Genomic DNA, 22,079 nt, shown 5'->3' with positions numbered 1-22,079 from the left:
CGTGTTCGATTGTTCCCGCTCGGCGGCCTAAAAACACTAGGCGTTGGCTGGGAATGAGATTTGAGTCGTCAATGCGTCAAGCGCGCGGCCCACGGTGGCTTGCCGGATCTCGGCCCGGTCACCGCTGAGATCCAAACGCTCCACCCGCTCCACACCCGGACCCGCGATCCCCACGAAGACGGTTCCCACGGGGTGTCCGTCGTGCGGTTCCGGCCCGGCGACCCCGGTGGTGGACACGGCCCAGTCCACGCCCAGGCGCTCGCGCGCCCCGCGGGCCATGGCCACCGCGACCTGCGGGTCCACCGCGCCGCGTTCCTCGAGCAGCTCGTGGGACACACCCAGCACGCGTTCCTTGACGGCGTGCGAGTAGCTCACGACCGCTCCCTCGAAACACGCCGAGGCACCCGCCACGGTCACGATCGCGGATGCGAGCGCGCCCCCGGTGAGGGATTCGGCCGTGCCCACCGTGACCCCGCGGGCGACGGCGCGGCGCACGAGCTCCGCGGCGTCGTACCCCGGCCGGTCCTCTGTCACGCCGCATCCCCGCGCACGGCCCGGTTGCGCAACTGCACGGCCTTGATCACGTAGTCGATGCCCGTGATCACGGTGGCGAGCAACGCGAGCGCGGTGAGCACCCACGCGAACCACAGCCACCACTGCCCCACGAAGGGGGTGAGCGGCAACAGCAGGGCGATCAGCGCCGCGGTCTGCAGGACGGTCTTGGTCTTGCCGCCCTTGGACGCGGCCATCACGCCGTAGCGGATCACCACGAATCGCATGAGCGTGATGCCCCACTCGCGCACCAGGATCACGATCGTGACCCACCACCACAGCTCCCCGAGCATGGATAGCACCACGAACGCGGCACCCGTGAGCAGTTTGTCCGCGATGGGATCGGCGATCTTGCCGAAACTCGTGATGAGGTTGCGCGCCCGGGCGATGTCCCCGTCGAGCTTGTCCGTGAGCATCGCGAGCCCGAACGTGACCACGGCGGCCCAGCGCATGCCCATGGAGTCCTGGCCGTGGGTCCCCCCGGCCACCAGGAACCACACGAAGAACGGGACCATCACGATCCGCAGTGCCGTCAGGGCATTCGGCAGGTTCCAGTTGGAGGCGTTGGGGGCGGGCGCCCCGGGCGCCGCCGCGCCGTCGTTAACCGTCATCGTCCCGTCAACTCCCATGCATCCTCGGATTGGTCGGACCCGTCGTGGTAGTTGTGGGCCACGTTCGACAGCGACGCCGCCACGAGGTCCTCGCCGGACGCCGACGCCGCGAGCGCACCGTCTGCGGCGCCCGGTGCACTCTGCGCGGGTGGTTCCTCGCCGCGGATCAGGGCGAGGGTCGCGGCGAGGTCATCCGGCTTGACGAGGACGTCACGTGCCTTGGACCCCTCGGACGCCCCGACCACGCCGCGTGACTCGAGCAGGTCCATGAGCCGCCCGGCCTTCGCGAAACCCACGCGCAGCTTGCGCTGGAGCATGGACGTGGACCCGAACTGCGTGGTGATGATCAGCTCGGCGGCCTGCAGCAGGACGTCGAGGTCGTCCCCGATGTCCTCGTCGATCGTCTTCTTGGGCGCTTCCTGCACGACGTCGTCGCGGTAGTGCGTGCTCATCTGCGACTTCACGTGCTCCACGACCTTGTGGATCTCCGACTCGGAGACCCACGCGCCCTGCACACGCATGGGCTTGGACGCACCCATGGGCAGGAACAGGGCGTCACCCTGACCGATCAGCTTCTCCGCACCGGGCTGGTCCAGCACCACGCGGGAGTCGGTGACCGAGGACGTCGCGAACGCCATCCGGGACGGGACGTTGGCCTTGATCAGACCGGTCACGACGTCCACCGAGGGCCGCTGCGTGGCGAGCACGAGGTGGATGCCTGCGGCACGCGCGAGCTGGGTGATCCGCACGATCGCGTCCTCGACGTCCCGCGGGGCCACCATCATGAGGTCCGCGAGCTCGTCCACGATCACGAGCAGGTACGGGTAGGGGCGGATGGTGCGCTTGGACCCGGGTTCGGGTTGCACCTTCCCGTTGCGCACGGCCTTGTTGAAGTCGTCGATGTGCTTGTACCCGAAGTGGGAGAGGTCGTCGTAGCGCGCGTCCATCTCCCGCACGACCCACTGCAGGGCCTCGGCGGCCTTCTTGGGGTTGGTGATGATCGGGGTGATCAGGTGCGGCACGCCCTCGTACGCGGTGAGTTCCACACGCTTGGGGTCCACCATGACCAGGCGCACCTCGTCCGGGGTGGAGCGCATGAGGATCGAGACGATCATGGAGTTCACGAACGAGGACTTACCCGCACCGGTAGCACCGGCCACGAGCATGTGCGGCATCTTGGCGAGGTTCGCGAGCACGAAGCCGCCCTCCACGTCCTTGCCCACGCCCATGATCATGGGGTGTTCGGACGCCCGGGCCTTCTGCGAGCGCAGCACGTCCCCCAGCGCCACGGTCTCACGATCCGTGTTGGGGATCTCGATGCCGATCGCGGACTTGCCCGGGATGGGCGAGAGGATCCGCACGTCCGCGGACGCCACCGCGTACGCGATGTTCTTGGACAGCGCCGTGACGCGCTCCACCTTGGTCCCGGAGCCCAGTTCGATCTCGTAGCGCGTGACCGTGGGCCCGCGCGAGAAGCCGGTGACCTCGGCGTCCACCTTGAACTGTTCGAGCACGCTCGTGAGCGCCCGGACCACCTGGTCGTTCGCCTCGGAGCGTTCCTTGGCGGGCGGGCCCTGCACGAGGTCCGCCACGGGCGGGAGGCTGTAGGCGACGTCGCCCTGCAGCTTGAGCTGCTCGGAGCGGGCCGGGATGGGTGTCGCGGGCGTGTGGGTGCGCGGCTGGGCGTCATCGTCCACCTTGAGGGCGGGCGCGTCCGACGCCGCCGCGGTGTCCGCCGCGGGCGCGATCCCCTGCTCCTCGCGTAATTTCTGGGCGGCGCGCTGGGACTTGGTGGGGCGCTTCTCGCCGGGGCGCAAGGCGACCTCCGGGTTCGGGATCGCGTCGGTGTCCTGGACCTCGGACGCCGCGGTAGAGCCCTCCGCCTGCGCGGCGTCGCGCACGGAGGAGGACCCACCGGCAGAACCCCGGCGCGCGGAGCGTTCCGCGTGCGAGCCGACGTCGAACACGCTCGTCGATCCCGCGTCCCGTGCCTCGCGGCGGTTGGCCTCGCCCACGACAGCGCGCTCGAACGCCTCGTCACCGTCGTAGCGTTCCAGCTCGTGGCGCTGCTTGCGTCGCTCGGAGCGCCGGGAGCGCTTCTCGCGTGTGGGCCGGGTGGGATCGAGGTAGGAGCGGTCGTGCGCGGGATCGGTGACGTCGGTCGCGCGGGACTCGTACTGGCCCGTGAGACGGCGGTAGAGCTCGCGCAAGCGCGGCCCGATCTCCCCCACGGGCGTGGCGGTCATGACGAGCACGGCCAACGCCGCGAGCAGCACGAACACCGCGAGCGCGCCCCACCGGGTGATCAGGGACGCCAACGGGTCCGCGGCCAGGAAACCCACGAAACCACCCGCGCGCCACACGGCGTCGAACCCGTCACCCAGACCGGGCGCGCCGCCCAGCAGGTGCGCGGTGCCCGCGCCGGCGACGGACAGCGCGAGCAGACCGATCGCGATGCGGTTGTTGGCCTGCGTGGCCTCGGGGTGACGGAAGACGCGGATCGCGAAGAAGAAGCAGAAGATGGGCAGCACGAGGGCCATGAACCCGAAGGTCCCGCCCACGATCGCGTGCACCCAGGACGCGGGGATCGCCACGAGCGCGAGGTCCACGCCGCGCAGGTTCCACCACTCGACCGCGGCGATCACGACGGCGAGCACGAGCCACACGAGCGCACCGCCGTCGCGGCGCTGTTCGGGAGCCATGTCCGTGCGCACGGTCCCCACGCGGCGCACCGCGGCCCCCACCACGTGTCCGGCGCCGGACCACGCGTTGACCACCCCGTGCAGGGCGGTGGAACCGGCCGAGGGCCCCGTGGATCCGGAGCGTGCAGACGTGGACCGTGCGGGGGCCTTCTTGCCGTTCTTAGGGGAACGCGCGGAACTCGAGGACCTGCCGGAGGCCTTCGAGGAGCGCGCGGGGGAAGTTCGAGACGCCATGCCCCCAGGGTACCCGGACGCGCAGCGGCCCGCCCGGAGTCGGATCCAGGCGGGCCGCTGCTCAGTGCGGTGGTTCGGGGCGTCAGGCCTCGACGACCACGGGCACGATCATGGGCTTGCGCCGCAGCTTGCGGGAGACCCACGAGCCCACGGTGCGCCGCACGATCTGCTGCAACTGGTGGGTCGTGTGGTTTTTGCCGCTCTCGCCGAGCGCGTCCTCGAGGGCCGCGGAGATCCGGGGGCGGATCTCGTTGAACACGGTGTCCTCCTCGGCCACGCCGCGCGCGTGGATGTCCGGGCCGGAGACGATCTTGCCGGTGTCCCGGTTGACCACGGTGATCACGGAGATGAAGCCCTCCTCACCGAGGGTCATGCGGTCCTTGAGGTCCGCGTCCGTGATCTCACCCACGGAGGAGCCGTCCACGTAGATGAACCCGCATTCCACCTGCCCGGTGATTTTGGCCGCGCCGGAATGCATGTCCACCACGGTGCCGTTCTCCGCGAGCAGCACGTGGTCCGCGGGGACGCCGGTTTCCTGGGCCAGGTTGCCGTTGGCGATCAGGTGCCGGATCTCGCCGTGGACCGGCATGACGTACTCGGGTTCCACGATGTTGTAGCAGTACAGCAACTCGCCCGCCCCGGCGTGACCCGAGACATGGACCTTGGCGTTTCCCTTGTGCACCACGTCCGCGCCCAGGCGCATGAGCCCGTTGATCACGCGGAACACGGAGTTCTCGTTGCCCGGGATCAGTGAGGACGCCAGGATCACGGTGTCCCCGGCGTTGACCTGGACCTTGTGGTCCCCGTTGGCCATGCGGGACAGCGCGGCCATGGGCTCACCCTGGGAACCGGTGCACATGATGACGATCTGGTCGTCCCGGTAGTCGCCCACCTTCTTCTGGTCCACGAGCACGTTGGGCGGCACGTCCAGGTAGCCGAGCTTCTCGGCGATCGCCATGTTGCGGATCATGGATCGGCCCATCAGGACGACCTTGCGACCACTGGCCACGGCGGCGTCGAGCACCTGCTGCACGCGGTGGACGTGGGAGGAGAACGACGCCACGATCACACGCTGCTTGGCGCGGGCGACCACGTCTGCGAGCACGGGACCGATGGCCTTCTCGGACGCGATGAACCCGGGAACCTCGGCGTTGGTGGAGTCCGTGAGGAACAGGTCTACACCCTCCTCGCCCAGGCGGGCGAAGTGACGCAGGTCCGTGATCCGCCCGTCCAGGGGCAGCTGGTCCATCTTGAAGTCACCGGTGTGCAGCACGGTCCCGGCCTTGGTGCGCAGGAACACTGCCAGGGCGTCCGGGATGGAGTGGTTCACGGCCACGAATTCGCACTCGAACTCACCGAGGCGCTCCACCTGGCCCTCGCGCACGGCCATGGTGAAGGGCTTGATCCGGTGCTCCTGCAGCTTGGCCTCGATCAACGCGAGCGTGAGCTGCGAGCCCAGGATGGGGATGTCCGGGCGGCGCTTGAGCAGGTACGGGACCGCGCCGATGTGGTCCTCGTGCCCGTGGGTGAGCACGATCGCGACGATGTCGTCGAGGCGCTCACGGATGTGGTTGATGTCCGGCAGGATCAGGTCCACGCCGGGCTGGGTTTCCTCGGGGAACAGGACACCGCAGTCGACCACGAGCAGCTGCCCGTTGATCTCGAACACGGTCATGTTCCGACCGACCTCGCCCAGACCGCCCAGGGGGATGACTCGCAGGGTGTCCTTCGCGAGTGCCGACGGTTCGGAGAGGTCGGTGGTGTTCCAATGGGTCATGAGACCCCTTTCATCTCAGGTGGTCAGCGTGTCGGCGATGACCGACGTGCTCAGGTCCGAGCGGATCTGCTCCAGCTCGGCCTGTGTGGGTGTCACGTGCGGCAAGCGCACCGTGTTGTTCGGCAGGCGGCCCTGCCAATGAAGAATGGTCTTCGCGGCCACGGCCCCGGGGATCCGGGTCATGGTGGCACGCACGAGCGGCAACAACTCCTCATTGAGCCGCTGCGCGGTCTCGAGGTCCCCCGCCAGGGAGGCGTCCACGAGTTGGCGGTAGCGCGGGGTGTCGATGTGGGTGGTCACACCCACGAGCCCGGACGCGCCGAGCGCGATCCACGGGAGGGTGAGACCGTCGTCGCCGGAGTAGAAGAGCAGGTCCGTCTCGGCCATGACCCGGGCGGCGGCCATGAAGTCCGCCTTGGCGTCCTTGACGGCCACGATGTTCGGGTGGGAGGCCAGAGAGATCATGGTCTCGGGCTCGATCGGGATCCCCGAGCGCCCGGGGATGTCGTACACCATGACGGGCGTGTCCACGGAGTCCGCGAGCGAACGGAAGTGCGCCTCGACCCCCGCCTGGCTGGGCTTGTTGTAGTACGGGGTGACGATCAGCAGGCCGTCCATCCCGATCTTCTGCGCCTCGAGGCACAGGAAGCGAGAGTGCTCGGTGTCGTTCGAACCGGTCCCCGCGAGCAGCGGCACGCGCCCGCCCACGGCATCCTTGACGGCACGGAAGACCGAAAGGTTCTCCTGGTCGGTCATAGTGGAGTACTCACCGGTGGTGCCGCACACCACCAGACCGTCACAACCGTCGTCCACGAGTTGCTCGGCGAGGCGACCCGTGGCCTCGAGATCCACCGAGCCGTCGTCGTGGAAGACCGTGACCATGGCAGTGAGCAGGGACCCGAACATGGGCGCGGACCGCTGCGTCCGCGCAGGTGCGCTGTCGTGTGTCATATCCACAGGTTACCGCCCAGAGCGGGCGAGCACCGTTTCCGGATCCGTCCCCCGATGTAGGGCTATGGCGGTGCGCATGGACCTGCGGGCCCGCCGGCCGTCGCCGCTCGCGGAGTACGCGAGGCTCAGTCGGTACCACCCGCCCCAGTCTGCGGGGAACGCCTCGACCTCGCGGCGCACGACGTCGAAGTGCTCGTCCGCGGCGGCCCGCACGTACCGTCCGGACGGGGTCCTCGGCAGATCGTCCGCGGGAAGCTCACCGCGCGCGGCGAGTTCCCGGCCGAGGCGTTCTGTGCGGGCGCCGAAGACGATCTCGCGCACCATGGCCCACGTGCCCACCGCGGGGATCACGAGCATGGCCACGCCCAGCAGGGTGGGCAGCCAGCCCCCCGTGCCGAGCAACAGGACCGCCCGGTGGAGGGCCAAGGCGAGGTACAGGGCCAGCAGCCCGATCATGAGCGCGGCCAGGATACGACCCTTCGCACCCACCTCGAGCACGGTGAACACCGCGGCGAACGCGAGCATGGCGACGAGCCAGATCTTGGAGCCCACGGAGATCGGCAGGATAAGCACCGTGATCACGAGCAGCACGATCACGGCCGTGGCCCACCAGCGCAGACCGGAGAAGGAACGGGCGCGGCTCACAGCCCCAGGTCCATGTAGCCGTCCAAGCCGTGGGTCAGCCCCGGGTGCTTCGCGACCGAGCGCACGCCCAACAGCACACCCGTCATGAAGGACACGCGGTCGAAGGAATCGTGGCGCACGGTCAGCTGCTCCCCCGTGTTGCCCAGCAGGGTCTCCTGGTGGGCCACGAGCCCGCGTAACCGCACCGAGTGCACGTGCACACCGTCCAGGTCCGCACCGCGTGCGCCGTGCGGATCGGATTCCGTGGCATCCGGCGACGGCGCCACACCGGCCCGTTCGCGCGCGGCGGCCACGAGCGCGGCGGTTCGCGCCGCGGTACCGGACGGGGCGTCGAGCTTCTGGGGGTGGTGCAGCTCCACGATCTCCACGGACTCGAAGAACGCCGCGGCCATCTCGGAGAACTTCATGGCGAGCACCGCACCCACCGCGAAATTGGGGGCGATCAGCACACCCGTGTCCGGGGAATCGGCGAGCCACGACTCGAGCTCGGCCAGAGTGGCGTCGTCCCAGCCCGTGGTCCCCACGACCGCGTGGATACCGTGTTCCACGGCGAAGCGCACGTTCTCCCGCGTGGCGCTCGGGACCGTTAGGTCCACGACCACCTGGGCGCCGGAGCTCACGATCTCCTGCAGGTCGTCACCGCGACCGAGGGCCGCGACGAGTTCCATGTCCGAGGCGTCCGTGATGGCCTTCACTGCCTCGGAGCCCATGCGTCCGTTGCGGCCCAGTACGGCCACCTTGATCTGCTCGTTCATGTGATCCCGCCTCATTCCTGGTTCTGCTCGACGTGCGGCCCCACCACGGTGCGCACCGTGGCGTCCGCGGACAATTGCGCTGCCAGTGCCTGCACGTCCTCGGACGTCACGGCGCGGATGCGCCGCAGGGACTCGTCCACGTCCATGAAGATGCCCGTCTTCAGTTCCGCGGACCCCAGCCGGGACATCCGTGACCCTGTGTCCTCGAGGGCGAGGACCGTGGCACCGCTGAGTTGGCCCTCGACCTTCGCGAGTTCTGCCGCATCCATCCCGTCCTGGGCGAGCCGGTCCAGCTCGGCGCGCATGAGCTCGCTGACCTGGTCCACGCGCTCGCCCGTGCACCCCGCGTACATCCCGAAGAACCCGGCGTCCGAGTAGGAGCCCGAGAAGGAGAACGTGGAGTACGCGAGCCCCTTCTGCTCCCGGATGGTGTGGAACAACCGCGAGGACATCCCGCCACCCAGGGCGGCGTTGAGCACGGTCATCGCGAAGCGACGCTCGTCCCCCGACTGCAGTCCGGCGCCGCCCAGCACCACGTGGGCCTGCTCGACCGGGCGCTCGAACGTGTGGGTCCCCACCAGGGGCGTCAGCTGCGCCGGCGAAGAGTCCCGCCGGGCACCGGCGTGACCGGTCGCGTCCGGGTCCCAGCCCGCGCGGGCCAAGGACTCGCGCACGAGTTCGACGACGCGGTCGTGGTCGAGACCCCCGGCCACCGTGACCACGAGGTTCTCGGGGCGGTAGGAGCCGCGGTAGTGCTGCCACACCGCGTCACGGGTCACGGAGCGGATCTCCTCGGGGGTGCCCGCGATGGGCCGCGCGAGCGCGGATCCGTGGAGCACCTCGGCGTTGAACTGTTCGAACGCGAAGTCCGTGGGATCGTCCCGGTCCATGGCGATCTCCTCGAGGATCACGCCGCGTTCGCGGTCGAACTCCTCGGGGTCCAGGACGGCACCGGTGAACATGTCCGCGAGCACGTCCACGGCCATGGGCAACTGCTCGGAGAGCACCCGTGCGTGGTAGCACGTGTGTTCGTGGGCCGTGAACGCGTTGGACTCCCCGCCCACGCGGTCGAAGGCCTCCGCGATCTCGAGCGAACTGCGCCGGGAGGTGCCCTTGAACAGCAGGTGCTCCAGGAAGTGCGTGGAACCGAGCATGCCCGGGGCCTCGTCACGCGAGCCCAGGCTCACCCAGAACCCCACGGACACCGAACGCTGCCCGGGCATCTTCTCGGTGAGCACCCTGGTCCCGCACGGCAGGACGGTGCGCATGATCACGGCGCCCTCGGCGTCGTCGTGCACCACGTGGGTGAAGCCCGGCGCCTGCGCCGCGGCCGAATACGCCCGAAGGCGGGCGGCCCCGCCGGAGACGTGCTCCGCGGGATCGCCCGCCCTCAGGGGAAGGTGAACAACTGTCATCTAGTAACGAACACCCTCTGCTCAGTTCTCGTCGTCGGAGGACTCGGCCGGGGCCTCGGACTCGGCCACGACGGGCGCGAGGGACAGCTTGCCGCGGTCGTCCACCTTGGTGATCTCCACCTGGACCTTCTGGCCCACGGACACGACGTCGTCGACCTCGTTGACGCGCTTGCTGTCGTTGAGCTTGCGCATCTCGGAGATGTGGAGCAGACCATCCTTGCCCGGGGTCAGGGACACGAACGCACCGAACGTGGTGGTCTTGACCACGGTGCCCAGGTAGCGCTCGCCCACCTCGGGGACCTGCGGGTTCGCGATCGCGTTGATCGCCGAGCGCGCGGCCTCCGCGGAGGGGCCGTCCGTGGCGCCGATGTACACGGTGCCGTCGTCCTCGATGGAGATGTCGGTGCCGGTGTCCTCCTGGATCTGGTTGATCATCTTGCCCTTGGGGCCGATCACCTCACCGATCTTGGACACGGGCACGTTCACCGAGATCACGCGCGGCGCGAACTCGCTCATCTCGTCCGGGGCGTCGATCGCGGAGGTCAGCACGTCCAGGATGTAGAGCCGGGCCTCGCGGGCCTGGGTCAGGGCCGAGGCCAGGACCGAGGCGGGGATACCGTCCAGCTTGGTGTCCAGCTGGATCGCGGTCACGAACTCGGACGTACCGGCGACCTTGAAGTCCATATCACCCAGCGCGTCCTCCGCACCGAGGATGTCGGTCAGGGCCGCGTACTGGACCTCGCCGTTGACGGTGTCGGAGACCAGGCCCATGGCGATACCGGCCACGGGAGCGCGCAGCGGCACACCGGCGTTGTACAGCGACAGCGTGGACGCGCACACGGAACCCATGGACGTGGAGCCGTTGGACCCCAGCGCTTCGGAGACCTGACGGATCGCGTACGGGAACTCCTCCCGAGAGGGCAGCACGGGCGTGATCGCACGCTCGGCGAGCGCGCCGTGACCGATCTCGCGGCGCTTGGGCGAACCCACGCGGCCGGTCTCACCCGTGGAGTACGGAGGGAAGTTGTAGTGGTGGATGTAACGCTTGTGCTTGACCGGGGCCAGCGAGTCGATCTGCTGCTCCAGCTTGAGCATGTTCAGCGTGGTGACACCCATGATCTGGGTCTCTCCGCGCTCGAACAGCGCGGAACCGTGCACGCGCGGGAGCACGTCCACCTCGGCGCTGAGCTGACGGATGTCCGTGAGACCGCGGCCGTCGATGCGCACCTTGTCCTTGAGGATGCGCTGGCGCACGGTCTGCTTGGTCAGGGCCTGGTAGGCACCGTTGACCTCGTCCGCGCGGCCCTCGAAGGCCTTGCCCTCGCCCGTGAGCTCGGCCAGCGTGGACTGGTGCAGTTCGTCGGTCGCGGCCTCGCGCTCCTGCTTGCCAGCGATCGAGTAGACCTCCGCCATGCGCTCGCCCACGAAGTCCTTGACGGCCTCGGCGGCGTCGTCCCCGTACCCGCCGAAGCGAGGCAGGTCCAGCTCGGGCTTGGCGGTGCGGGAGGCGAGATCCGCCTGGGCGTCGCACAGGGCCTTGATGAACGGCTTGGAGGCCTCGAGGCCCTCGGCCACGAGCTCCTCGGTCGGTGCAACCGCGCCCTGGCCCTTGATGAGCTCCCAGGCGTTGTCGGTGGCCTCGGCCTCGACCATCATGATCGCGACGTCCGAGCCGCCGTCCTTGGTGCTCACCACGCGGCCGGCCACGGCCATGTCGAACACGGCGTTCTCCAGCTGCGAGTGCTTAGGGAACGCGATCCACTGATGGGAACCGTTCTCCTGGGCCATGAGCGCCATGCGCACGCCGCCCACGGGGCCCTGGAAGGGCAGCCCGGACAGGGTCGTGGACATGGACGCGGCGTTGATCGCCACGGTGTTGTAGATCTCGTCCGGGGCGATGGACATGACGGTCACGACCACCTGCACCTCGTTGCGCAGGCCCTTGCCGAACGCGGGGCGCAGCGGGCGGTCGATCAGACGGCACGTGAGGATCGCGTCCGTGGACGGGCGACCCTCACGGCGGAAGAACGAACCGGGGATGCGACCCGCGGCGTACATCCGCTCCTCGACGTCCACCGTGAGCGGGAAGAAGTCGAAGCCCTCCCGCGGGTGCTTGCCCACGGCCGTGGCCGAGAGCATGGAGGTCTCTTCGTCGATGTAGACCATGGCCGAACCCGCGGCCTGGCGGGCGAGTCGGCCGGTTTCGAAGCGCACGACGCGCTTGCCGTACGAGCCGTTGTCGATAACGGCTTCTGCACTCTGGATTTCGGGACCCTCCAAGGGTCACCTCCGTTTCTTCGTGGTGCGCGATCCGCGCGACACACCGGTCTTCGATCGAGGCGCTCGCAGCGCGTGAGCGTTGCGAAGGCCACTGTCGAGGACCGCGACATGCAGCGCGGTCACGCCATGACGTGATTTCTCGTTGGATTGTCCGGACACGCGGTCCGGGTGGCGGTGTTCGTCACGAACAGCGCCGGTTGCGGCGGTTCCCCGCGCTCCGACAGGGCACGGGGAACCGGTCACATCACTTGCGCAGGCCGAGGCGCTCGATGAGCGCACGGTAGCGGGCGATGTCGGTGCGACGCAGGTAGTCCAGCATGCGACGACGCCGTCCCACCAGGGCCATGAGGCCACGGCGGGTGTGGTGGTCGTGCTTGTGCATCTTCAGGTGCTCGGTCAGATCGGAGATCCGACGGGACAGCACCGCGATCTGCACCTCGGGCGAACCGGTGTCACCCTCGTGCGTCGCGTACTCGGTGATGATCTGGTTCTTGATCGTGGCATCCAGGGCCATGTGTAACTCCTCGAGTCAGTACCGTGACCGCCCGGTGCGTGAGATTCTCGCCCGGGGTCCGGGAGCGAGCTCCCGGGGTCGGACCGCCACGGACCGCAGTCAGACCAGCGTCCATCCTAACCGATCCTCCGCCGGGGCACCGTAAGGGCCGTCACCACTCGGCGGACGACGGCGCGGCGCACCGCTGCAGGGCCCCGCACCCCCACGGTGCGGCAGCGCCGTCGCAATCCCGCGGGAGGGCCAGCGCCGTCCAACGGGAGCGACGTCGCCGCCCCGCGGGAGCGCCCCGGACGTGCGAAGCGGGACCGACCTGGAACAATGGGGGCATGCAGAAGATGAACGTCGAATCATTCAACCTGGACCACCGCAGCGTGGCCGCCCCCTATGTGCGGATCGCGGATCGGAAGGAACTGCCGGGTGGTGACACCCTCGTGAAGTACGACGTCCGCTTCACCCAGCCCAACCAGGCGCACCTGGAGATGCCGGCGGTGCACTCGATCGAGCACCTCACCGCGGAGCACATGCGCAATCACACGGACGCCCTGATCGACTTCTCCCCCATGGGCTGCCAGACCGGTTTCTACGCGCTCATGCTGGGAGTGGAGACCGAGGAGTTCGAGCGCCTGCTCGAGCGCACCTTCCGAGACATCCTCGAGGCGGACGAAGTCCCGGCCGCGAACGAGGTGCAGTGCGGCTGGGGCGCCAACCACAGCCTCGAGGCCGCCCAGGACGCGGTGCGCGGATTCCTGGCCGAACGCGAGCACTGGGACGAGGTCACGCGGTGACGGACGACGCCGCACGGTTCGCCGCGTGCGTGGGCGCACCGGCCGTCGTGGTCGCCATGGCGGAGGAGGCCGAACCGTTCCTCGCGGACGCCGACTCCCGCTGCGAGAACCCCCATGTGATCGGCGGTGCCGAGCTGTACGCCGTCGAGGCCGCGGGGCGCCCCGTGCTCGTGGTGCGCACCGGGATCGGATTGGTCAATGCCGCGTCGACCCTGAGCGCGATGCTGGAACGGTTCGAACCGAGCGCCGTGATCTCCGCCGGTTCCGCCGGGGGCCTGCGCGCGGACGTCAACGTGGGTGACCTGGTGATCGGCACCGAGTTCCGCTACGCGGACGCGGACGCGACCGCCTTCGGGTACGAACCGGGACAGGTGCCCGGGATGCCCCCGGCCTTCGCGGCGTCGTCGGAGCTCGTGACGGCCGCGAGCAGCCTCGCGGCCGCAGAGGGCTACGCCGCGTGGCGCGGGACGATGCTCTCGGGCGGCGCGTTCGTCACGACGCGCAACGTGGGAGCGACCCGCGAGGTGTTCCCCGAGGCCCTGAGCACGGACATGGAGACCACGGCGCTCGCGCACGTGTGCCACGACCGTGGCGTGCCCTTCCTGGCCGTGCGCGCGATTTCGGACCTGTGCGGTCCCGCCGCGGACCAGCAGTTCCACATGGAACTGGACATCGTGGCCCGGATCAGCGCCCAGGCCGTGACCGAACTGCTCGGCGGGCTCCCGCCCGTCCAGCCACCCACACGTCGAGGAGAACGAGGAACGCATGAGTGACGACAAGACCAAGGACCTGAAGGACGCCGCCCCGGACGTCGCCAAGCACGTGCTGCGCGACGGTCACGAGATCCCCCAGCTGGGGTTCGGCACGTACCCCATGGACGACGCCGAGGCCGAGGCCCTGATCCCCGAGGCCGTGTGGCGCGGCTACCGGCTCATCGACACCGCGGTGAACTACGGCAACGAACGCGGCGTGGGCCTCGGTGTGCGCTATTGCGACATCCCCCGCTCGGACCTGTTCCTCACGTCCAAGCTCCCGGGCCGGGACCACGGTACGGACAGCGTGCGGCGGTCACTCGAGGGCACGCTCGAACGGCTCGGCACGGACTACCTGGACCTCTACCTGATCCATTGGCCCAACCCCAGCGTGGACCGCTACCTGGACACGTGGCGCGCCATGATGGCCGCGCGCGACGAGGGCCTCATCCGCTCGATCGGTGTGTCCAACTTCCTGCCCGAGCACCTCCTGCGCCTGGAGCGGGAGACCGGGGAAATGCCCGTGGTCAACCAAGTGGAGCTGCACCCGCAGTACCAGCAAGAGACCCTGCGGGCGTTCCACGAGGAGCACAAGATCCTCACCGAGGCGTGGTCCCCGCTGGGGCGCAAGACGGACCTCCTGCAGGACCCGTGGCTCGTGGAGATCGCACGCAAGGTGGGACGCACCCCGGCCCAGGTGGCGCTGCGCTGGCACGTGCAGTCGAGCATCGTGGCGATCCCCAAGTCCTCGAACACCGAGCGCATGGCGGAGAACATCGACGTGTTCGAGTGGGAACTCACGGACGAGCAGATGGAACGGGTGCGCATGCTGCACACCGGCATCAGCGGTTCGGGGTTCGACCCCTCCATGCACGAGGAGATGTGATCAGCCCCACCGGGTGAGCTCAGTCGGTCCCGCGCGCCTGTTCCCGCAGGATGTCGCGGGACCGATTCACGTCGTCGCGCATCTGGGACACGAGCGCGTCGATCCCCCGGTAGGCCACCATCCCGCGCAGGCGTTCCACGAATTCGACCACCACGGTCTGCCCGTAGAGGTCGAAGTCCTCCACGGCCTCGTCCGGGCGGTCGATCACGTGGGCCTCGACCTGGCGGTTCACACCGTCGAACGTGGGATTCGACCCCACGGAGATCGCCGTGGGCCAGCGGGTGCCGTCCTGGTCCACGAGCCAGCCCGCGTAGACCCCGTCCGCCGGGATGAACCCCGTGGCCTCGGGTGCCAGGTTGGCCGTGGGGAAGCCCAGTTCACGCCCGCGTGCGGCCCCATGCACCACTTCCCCGCGCATGCGGTGGTGCCGGCCGAGCAGTTTGGCAGCACCGCGGATGTCCCCCGCCTCGAGGCACGAGCGCACCCACGTGGACGAGCAGCGACGGTCGTCGCTCCAGCCCACCAGACCGTTGAGTGCATCCGAGTCCTCGGGGACCAGACCCGCGACGTCGTCCACGACCTCGACCTCGAAGCCGTGTTCACGGCCGAGCTCCCTGATCACCGGCAGGTCCCCCGTGTTGTCACGCCCGAGCCGGACGTCCGACCCGATCACGAGACACACCGCGCCCAGCGGTTTCACGAGGTAGTCGACCACGAACTCCTCGGGGCTCAGCTCGGAGAACTCGAGGCTGTACGGCAGCACGAGGACGGCATCCACGCCTGTGGCCTCGAGGGCGTCGAGCTTGTCCTCGAGACCCATGATGAGTCCAGGGTGAGATTCGGGCCGGTGCACGAGAGCCGGGTGCGGATCGAAGGTCACGACCACGGAGCGGGCCTCGAGACGCCGGGAGGTCTCGAGCAGCCGCGCGAACACGTGTTGATGACCGCGGTGGACACCGTCGAAGTTGCCGATGCTCACCACGGAGGGACCGAATCCCGGGGTGACCTCGTCCAGGCTTCTCCAGCGAATCACTGTTCTCCTTGATATCTTCTGCGTGGTCAGGGTGTGTGCGGGCGACGTCTAGAGCCTACCGCTCCGCCGGGAGGGCCGTGTCAGCCACAACCACACGAGCCCTACGATCGGGAGCACGAGCGGCACGTAGCCGTAACCGGCACCGAAGTGGGACCACACGCTCGCCTTGGGGAACAACTGCGGTTCCAGGACACTGAGCAGGCCCACGCCCAGCACACCCACGAGCTCCACGACCACGGCCACCGTGGCGACCCTGTGCCAGCCCGGACCGGACTTGGCCAAGGCGATCGTCGCCAGGACGTAGATCGCGGCGGAGATCGTGGACAGGATGATCGCGAGCGGGGCCGCGGAGAACTCGGTGGCGAGCTGGTAGAGCGAGCGCACCCCCGCGGAGAGCGAGAAGACGGCGTACACCACGATCAGCAGCCGCCCGAACCCCGAGTTCTTCCGGTCGGATCCCGCGCGGGGCCCCGACCGCCCGAAACGGTTCTGCAGCGTGGTGCGTGAGGGCTCAGCCATGCTCGTCCTTCCCCCGGCGGCCCGTCCCGGCCGCTGCGGCGTCACTGGTAGTAGTAGATGAAGTTCATGCGGTAGACCATCACGGCCACCACGGGACCGGCGGCGGCCAGGATGAGGGTGGACCACCGCGAGCGTTCCACGAGGGACCACACGAACGTCCCCGCGGGGATCAGCAGCGCCGTGAGCAAGTAGCCCCAGTACTCGAGCAGGCTCCCGGAGGGATCCGGACCCAGCACGGGCAGGAACACTGAGCCCACCGCGTAGACCAGCAGGAACGCCTCGAGCACGAGCACGGAACCCTGGGAGAAGTCGTCCGGCGCACGGCCGCGCGCGGCCTGCACGAGGCAGATCACGCACGAGAGCGCACCCAGGACCACCGATGCCCAGAACCACCCGTCATAACCCCACAGCATCAGTCGTGCGTCCGTTCCGTTCGCTTGGTTCCGTCCTGTCCCGCTCCGGGGTCACCCGCCCCGGGTTTTTTCACGCCTGTATCATCTGGCGCCGCGGCAGCCGTGAACGTCACCCCCGCCGCGATCCCGAGCACCGACGTCGTGTACCGGCGGTCGGCGGGGCCACGGTCGTCGGCGAGGGCCACGAGTGTCCCGTCCGGTGCGAAGCATGCGACGGGCAGCTCCGCCCGGGATCCCTCGCGCCCCTCGGAGCCCGACGCCGCGGCGTCGCCGGCGGATGCGGTGTCACCGGCTCCTGCCCCGCAACGAGACGCGGCGCCGTCGACCTGCGAAGCGCCGCCAGGATGAACCTGCGTCGCGGCGATCCTGCGCCCGTGCGACAGGTCCGTGGCCTCCCGGGCGGTGAGCTCGCGCACGGGGAACAGTCCGCGCGCGGCGTCGTCGATCGGCAGCGTCGAGACCGTGCCGCCGGCGCGCACCTGCTCCGTGAGCTCGTCGAGCGTGTGCGACTGCTCGAGCGTGAACGACCCCACGCGCGTGCGCCGCAGCGCCGTGAGGTGCCCGCCCACGCCCAGGGCCTCCCCGAGGTCGCGCGCGAGGGCGCGGATGTACGTCCCGGAGGAGCACGTCACGGTCGCATCGACATCCACCGCGGTGGGCTCAGCGTCGGTCGGCTCGCGGGAGATCCCGTGCACCGTGAACTCGTAGACGGTGACCGGTCGCGCGGGCAGCTCCACGTCCTCGCCCTTGCGCACGCGGGCGTACGAGCGCTGCCCGCCCACCTTGATCGCGCTGACCGCGGACGGGACCTGCTGGATCTCACCGGTCAGCTCGGCGACCGCGGCCAGGACGGCGTCATCGGTGAGCGCGGCGAGCCGCTCGGGCGCGGCCGTGCTCGTGACGTCCCCCTCGGCGTCGTCGGTCACGGTCGCGGCACCCAGGCGGATGCTCGCCCGGTACGTCTTGTCCGTGCCCGTGACGTAGGTCAGCAGCTTGGTGGCCTTCTCGACCCCCACGACCAGCACGCCCGACGCCGCGGGGTCCAGCGTGCCCGCGTGACCCACCTTGCGGGTCCCCGCGAGGCGGCGCATGCGCGAGACGACGTCGTGCGAGGTCCAGCCGAGCGGTTTGTCCACGACGACGAGCCCGGCCACCCTCGGGAGCGAGGGTGCCGGGCTCGGGATTTCCTGGCGATCGGTCACCGGGTCAGTCCCGCGACCGGCTCTCGGGGGCTTCGTCATCCGCGTCGGACGTGCGGTAGGCGTCCTCCCCCGCGGCGTACTGAGCGCCCTGGGCCTGTTCAGCCACCTGGGCGTCCTTCTCACGCGCGGTGCGCAGCAGCGACTCGAGACGTGCGGCGTCCGCGGGGATCTCGTCCGCGACGAAGGTGAGCGTGGGGGTCAGGCGAGCGGTGATGTTCTTCCCGACCTCGGAGCGCAGGATGCCCTTGGCGGACTCCAGGGCCCGCGCGGTCTCCTGCCGCTGCGTCTCATCCCCGTAGACGGTGTAGTACACGGTCGCATGCTGCAGGTCGTTGGTGACCCGCGCGTCCGTGACGGTCACGAAACCCACCCGGGGGTCCTTGATCCTGCGTTCGAGCGCCTGGGCCACGATCACCTTGATGCGATCGGCCAGTCGAGCGGCGCGGGCGGCGTCGGCCATGGTGGTACTCCTCGTGTCCGGGCAACGCCGGGGCGTTGCACTGTGCGGGGGTGGTGCGCCGTGACGCGCCACCCGGTGCGATCCGCCCATCACGGAACGGATCGCGGTGCGGGCGGGGGGCCCGCGTGATCCCGTGGGAATCACACGGGCACCCGGACCCGCTGTCACGTGGTCGCGGCCGGTGCGCTCGCGTGAGTGCACCGGCCGCGGGAACCCGTCAGTCGCGCGGCTTCTCGCGCATCTCCCAGGTCTCGATGAGGTCGCCCTCGCGGATGTCGTTGAAGGAACCGAGTCCGATACCGCACTCGTAACCCTCGCGCACCTCGGTGGCGTCGTCCTTGAACCGGCGCAGCGAATCGATGGTGAGGTTGTCCTGCACCACGTTGCCGTCGCGCACCAGGCGGGCCTTGCCGTTGCGGCGCACCACACCCTTGGTGATGTACGCACCGGCGATGTTGCCCCACTTGGACGAGCGGAAGACCTCGCGGATCTCGGCGGTACCGAGCTCCACCTCCTCGTACTCCGGCTTGAGCATGCCCTTGAGCGCGCTCTCGACCTCGTCGATCGCGTTGTAGATCACGGAGTAGAACTTCATCTCCACGCCCTCGCGCTCGGCCAGGTCCGTCACGCGCTCGGCGGGACGGACGTTGAAGCCGATGATCACGGCGTTGTCCACCGTGGCCAGGTTGACGTCGTTCTGGGTGATCGCGCCCACGCCGCGGTGGATGACCCGCAGCTGGACCTCTTCGCCCACGTCGATCTTGAGCAGCGAGTCCTCGAGCGCCTCCACGGCACCGGACACGTCACCCTTGATGATGAGGTTGAGGGTGTCGATCTTGCCCTCGGCCACGGCCTCGTCGAAGGACTCGAGCGTGATCCGCTTGCGGCGCTTGGCGAGTTGGGCATTGCGGTCCGCGGCCTCACGCTTCTCGGCGATCTGACGCGCGGTGCGCTCCTCCTGGGTGGCCAGGAACGTGTCACCCGCGCGCGGCACGGAGGACAGACCCAGCACCTGCACCGGGCGGGACGGCAGCGCCGCCTCCACGGTGCGGCCCATCTCGTCGAACATGGCACGCACGCGACCGTACGCGGCACCGGCCACGATCGAATCGCCCACGGTGAGCGTGCCGGACTGGACCAGCACGGTGCACACCGCGCCGCGGCCCTTGTCCAGGTTGGCTTCGATGGCGACGCCGCGGGCGTTCTTGTCCGGGTTCGCCTGCAGTTCCAGAGCGCCGTCCGCCGTGAGCACGATGGCGTCCAGCAGGTCGTCGATGTGCAGGTTCTCGCGGGCAGAGACGTCCACGAACATGGTGTCGCCGCCGTACTCCTCGGGCACCAGGCCGTACTCGGTGAGCTGACCGCGGATCTTCTCCGGGTTGGCGTCCGGCTTGTCGACCTTGTTCACGGCGACCACGATCGGCACGTTCGCCGCCTGGGCGTGGTTGAGCGCCTCGACGGTCTGCGGCATCACGCCGTCGTCCGCGGCGACCACGAGCACGGCGATGTCCGTGACCTGCGCACCACGGGCACGCATCGCGGTGAACGCCTCGTGACCCGGGGTGTCGATGAACGTGATGAGCCGTTCCTGACCGTCCACCTCGGTGGAGATCTGGTACGCACCGATGTGCTGGGTGATGCCGCCGGCCTCACCCTCGATCACCTTGGTGTTACGGATCGCGTCCAGCAGGCGGGTCTTACCGTGGTCCACGTGACCCATGACGGTGACCACCGGCGGGCGCGGTGCCAGGACGTCCTCGCCCTCAGCCTCCAGTTCCGCCTCGAGGTCGATGTCGAAGGACTCGAGCAGCTCGCGCTCCTCGTCCTCCGGGGAGACCACCTGGATCTGGTAGCCGAGCTCGGCACCCAGCAGCTGGAAGGTGTCCTCGTCCAGGGACTGGGTCTGCGTGGCCATCTCACCCAGGTGGATGAGCACGGTCACGAGCGACGCCGGGTTCGCGTTGATCTTCTCCGCGAAGTCCATGAGCGAGGCACCGCGGCGCAGCCGCACCACAGTGCTGCCGTCGCCGTGGGGAACCGACACGCCGCCGACGGCGGGTGCGCTCATCTGCTCGAGCTCCTGGCGCTTCGCCCGCTTCGACTTGCGGTGCTTGCCGCGGGCACCACCGCGACCGAAGGCACCCTGCGTGCCACCGCGGCCACCGCGGCCGCGGAAACCACCGCCGCCACCGGTACCACCGCCGCCGGCGCCACCACCGCGGCGGGGTCCCCCACCGGGTGCCGGGCGGCTACCGATCGGGGCCACACCCGTGGTGTGACCGGGCATCATGTTCGGCGAGGGGCGGGGTCCACCGGGACGGGGGCCGCCTTGACCCGTTCGCGGTGCACCCGTACGGGGCGCACCGGGACGCGGGCCACCCTGGCCCGCCTGAGCGGGACGGGGGCCACCCGGACGGGGACCGCCGGGACGGGGTCCGCCCTGACCGGCATTGCTCGAACGCATCCCCTGCTGGGACGCGAACGGGTTGTTACCGGGACGCGGTGCTCCGGGCTTGGCCGAGCGCTGCTGGCCGGGGCGCGGCGCACGCTGACCACCGTCGGAACCGCGGCCCATGCCCTGCTGGGACGCGAACGGGTTGTTCCCCGGACGCGGTGCGGACTGACCCGGCTTGGCACTACCAGGCTTGGGTGCGTTGGCACGGGGGCCCGGGGTCGCCGCACTGCGCGGCGTGGCCGAGTCGGAGGCAGCGGGCTTCGCGACCGGGGTCTCGGAGGCCTGGGGCTCGGACGCCGACTTCGCGGGGGCCTTGGGGGCACCCGGGGTCGGCGCGGCGGATCCGGCAGCGGGCTTGGCAGGGGCGTCGGAACCGGCGGGCTTGGACTGGACCCTGCCCCCGGGCTTGGGCGCGGAGGACTTCTCCGCGGGCTTCCTGGCGCCCTGCTGCGCGGGCTTGCCGGAGTTGCCCCCGGCGGAGTTCTTGGACTGCGCGGCGGAATCGCCACCGGCGGGGTACGCCGAACGCAGCTTCTTGGCCACGGGCGGTTCCACCGTGGAGGACGCTCCGCGAACGAATTCGCCGAGTTCCTGAAGTTTGGAAATAGCTTCCTTGGACGTGATTCCGAGCTCTTTCGCGAGCTCGTGGACACGGGGCTTGGCCACTGTTCTCCTGTCTCGGTCCGCACCGAAACAGGTACGAACCGCTTATTTTCCGTTGACGTGGCCACCGGACGCACACGTGCGTCCCGCGTGGCCGCGGGTTGAGTACTCGAAGGCACTCATCGGCCGGCACTCATCGGTTTTCCATGGGCTTCTGACTCGCTTTCCTGGTGTTCGTCCTCCTGCACCGGCAGGAGGACGCGCAGCTGTTGCTCGAGGTCGTCCGTGGTCACGGCGGTACGGAACGAGCGATGGAACGCCCGTTTGCGCACCGCGGTGGCAACGCACTGCCGGGTGGCGTGCACCCAGGCTCCTCGGCCTCCCGCTCGGCGGTGAAGATCCGCCACGACCCGGGGGCCCTGCGGTGTGTCCTCCATCGTCACGCGGACGAGTTGATCAGGGGGGCTCACCTCTCGGCACCCCACACAGGTACGAAGACTGTTGACGCTCATCCCCGCTCCTCATGACCCGTCGT

General features: G+C 69.4%; 20 protein-coding genes. 3 read left to right on the top strand and 17 right to left on the bottom strand.

Annotated features, from left to right (window positions below):
- Positions 1-36: 36 nt before the first annotated feature.
- The 10 genes from J1M36_RS11980 to rpsO form a co-directional block, all read right to left on the bottom strand.
- The gene (locus J1M36_RS11980) at positions 37-534 is read right to left on the bottom strand and encodes a CinA family protein (protein ID WP_145005462.1); all 498 of its coding nucleotides are present in this window, start codon (positions 532-534) and stop codon (positions 37-39) included.
- Positions 531-1,163, bottom strand: coding sequence for a CDP-diacylglycerol--glycerol-3-phosphate 3-phosphatidyltransferase (gene pgsA / locus J1M36_RS11975; protein WP_064845955.1), 633 nt, complete (start codon positions 1,161-1,163; stop codon positions 531-533). Before pgsA ends, J1M36_RS11980 begins: the two co-directional genes overlap by 4 nt.
- On the bottom strand, positions 1,160-4,099 hold the full coding sequence (locus J1M36_RS11970; protein ID WP_206479831.1) for a DNA translocase FtsK: 2,940 nt from the start codon (positions 4,097-4,099) through the stop codon (positions 1,160-1,162). The genes pgsA and J1M36_RS11970 overlap by 4 nt, the downstream gene beginning before the upstream one ends.
- A gap of 82 nt (positions 4,100-4,181) precedes the next feature.
- Positions 4,182-5,876 carry a ribonuclease J gene (locus J1M36_RS11965; RefSeq protein WP_064845957.1) on the bottom strand — a complete coding sequence of 565 codons (1,695 nt, stop codon included), beginning with the start codon at positions 5,874-5,876 and terminating at the stop codon, positions 4,182-4,184.
- 15 nt (positions 5,877-5,891) lie between these two features.
- Positions 5,892-6,827, bottom strand: coding sequence for a 4-hydroxy-tetrahydrodipicolinate synthase (gene dapA / locus J1M36_RS11960; protein WP_167318654.1), 936 nt, complete (start codon positions 6,825-6,827; stop codon positions 5,892-5,894).
- 9 nt (positions 6,828-6,836) lie between these two features.
- Complete coding sequence (locus J1M36_RS11955) at positions 6,837-7,472, bottom strand: hypothetical protein (RefSeq protein WP_064845959.1); 636 nt, start codon at positions 7,470-7,472, stop codon at positions 6,837-6,839.
- The gene (dapB, locus tag J1M36_RS11950) at positions 7,469-8,227 is read right to left on the bottom strand and encodes a 4-hydroxy-tetrahydrodipicolinate reductase (RefSeq protein WP_064845960.1); all 759 of its coding nucleotides are present in this window, start codon (positions 8,225-8,227) and stop codon (positions 7,469-7,471) included. The genes J1M36_RS11955 and dapB overlap by 4 nt, the downstream gene beginning before the upstream one ends.
- Positions 8,228-8,238: 11 nt before the next feature.
- Positions 8,239-9,642 carry a pitrilysin family protein gene (locus J1M36_RS11945; protein ID WP_206479829.1) on the bottom strand — a complete coding sequence of 468 codons (1,404 nt, stop codon included), beginning with the start codon at positions 9,640-9,642 and terminating at the stop codon, positions 8,239-8,241.
- Positions 9,643-9,663: 21 nt separating this feature from the next.
- Positions 9,664-11,922, bottom strand: a complete 2,259-nt coding sequence (locus J1M36_RS11940) for a polyribonucleotide nucleotidyltransferase (protein WP_206479827.1) — start codon at positions 11,920-11,922, stop codon at positions 9,664-9,666.
- A 244-nt stretch (positions 11,923-12,166) separates the two neighbouring features.
- Entirely contained in the window at positions 12,167-12,436 is a 270-nt protein-coding gene (gene rpsO / locus J1M36_RS11935) for a 30S ribosomal protein S15 (protein WP_035963435.1), read from the bottom strand.
- Positions 12,437-12,762: 326 nt separating this feature from the next.
- Here rpsO and J1M36_RS11930 point away from each other — a divergent pair, with 326 nt between their 5' ends.
- From J1M36_RS11930 to J1M36_RS11920, 3 genes are read left to right on the top strand one after another with little or no spacing between them, the layout of a single operon-like run.
- Positions 12,763-13,221, top strand: a complete 459-nt coding sequence (locus tag J1M36_RS11930; protein ID WP_035963447.1) for an S-ribosylhomocysteine lyase — start codon at positions 12,763-12,765, stop codon at positions 13,219-13,221.
- Positions 13,218-13,994: a 5'-methylthioadenosine/adenosylhomocysteine nucleosidase gene (locus J1M36_RS11925; protein ID WP_342358348.1), complete on the top strand. Its 777-nt coding sequence runs from the start codon at positions 13,218-13,220 to the stop codon at positions 13,992-13,994. The genes J1M36_RS11930 and J1M36_RS11925 overlap by 4 nt, the downstream gene beginning before the upstream one ends.
- Positions 13,987-14,859, top strand: a complete 873-nt coding sequence (locus J1M36_RS11920; RefSeq protein WP_206479826.1) for an aldo/keto reductase — start codon at positions 13,987-13,989, stop codon at positions 14,857-14,859. The genes J1M36_RS11925 and J1M36_RS11920 overlap by 8 nt, the downstream gene beginning before the upstream one ends.
- Positions 14,860-14,878: 19 nt before the next feature.
- On the opposite strand, the gene J1M36_RS11915 is transcribed toward J1M36_RS11920, so the two are convergent.
- From J1M36_RS11915 to J1M36_RS11885, 7 genes are all read right to left on the bottom strand, one after another.
- Positions 14,879-15,892, bottom strand: a complete 1,014-nt coding sequence (locus J1M36_RS11915) for a bifunctional riboflavin kinase/FAD synthetase (RefSeq protein ID WP_085106675.1) — start codon at positions 15,890-15,892, stop codon at positions 14,879-14,881.
- A 48-nt stretch (positions 15,893-15,940) separates the two neighbouring features.
- Entirely contained in the window at positions 15,941-16,411 is a 471-nt protein-coding gene (locus J1M36_RS11910) for a hypothetical protein (protein ID WP_186317216.1), read from the bottom strand.
- Positions 16,412-16,452: 41 nt separating this feature from the next.
- Complete coding sequence (locus J1M36_RS11905; protein WP_035963481.1) at positions 16,453-16,824, bottom strand: hypothetical protein; 372 nt, start codon at positions 16,822-16,824, stop codon at positions 16,453-16,455.
- Positions 16,824-18,026, bottom strand: a complete 1,203-nt coding sequence (gene truB / locus J1M36_RS11900; RefSeq protein ID WP_342358347.1) for a tRNA pseudouridine(55) synthase TruB — start codon at positions 18,024-18,026, stop codon at positions 16,824-16,826. The genes J1M36_RS11905 and truB overlap by 1 nt, the downstream gene beginning before the upstream one ends.
- Before the next feature lie 4 nt (positions 18,027-18,030).
- Positions 18,031-18,486, bottom strand: a complete 456-nt coding sequence (gene rbfA / locus J1M36_RS11895; RefSeq protein WP_085106673.1) for a 30S ribosome-binding factor RbfA — start codon at positions 18,484-18,486, stop codon at positions 18,031-18,033.
- Between the two features lie 217 nt (positions 18,487-18,703).
- On the bottom strand, positions 18,704-21,607 hold the full coding sequence (gene infB, locus J1M36_RS11890; RefSeq protein ID WP_206479814.1) for a translation initiation factor IF-2: 2,904 nt from the start codon (positions 21,605-21,607) through the stop codon (positions 18,704-18,706).
- Positions 21,608-21,723: 116 nt separating this feature from the next.
- A complete protein-coding gene (locus J1M36_RS11885; protein WP_064845966.1) occupies positions 21,724-22,056 on the bottom strand; it encodes a YlxR family protein in 333 nt (110 codons plus the stop codon).
- Between the last annotated feature and the right edge of the window lie 23 nt (positions 22,057-22,079).

The organism is Kocuria sp. KRD140, from assembly GCF_017168375.1.
In the GTDB taxonomy this organism is placed as follows: domain Bacteria; phylum Actinomycetota; class Actinomycetes; order Actinomycetales; family Micrococcaceae; genus Kocuria; species Kocuria marina.
This window is presented reverse-complemented; position numbering and strand designations above follow the sequence as displayed.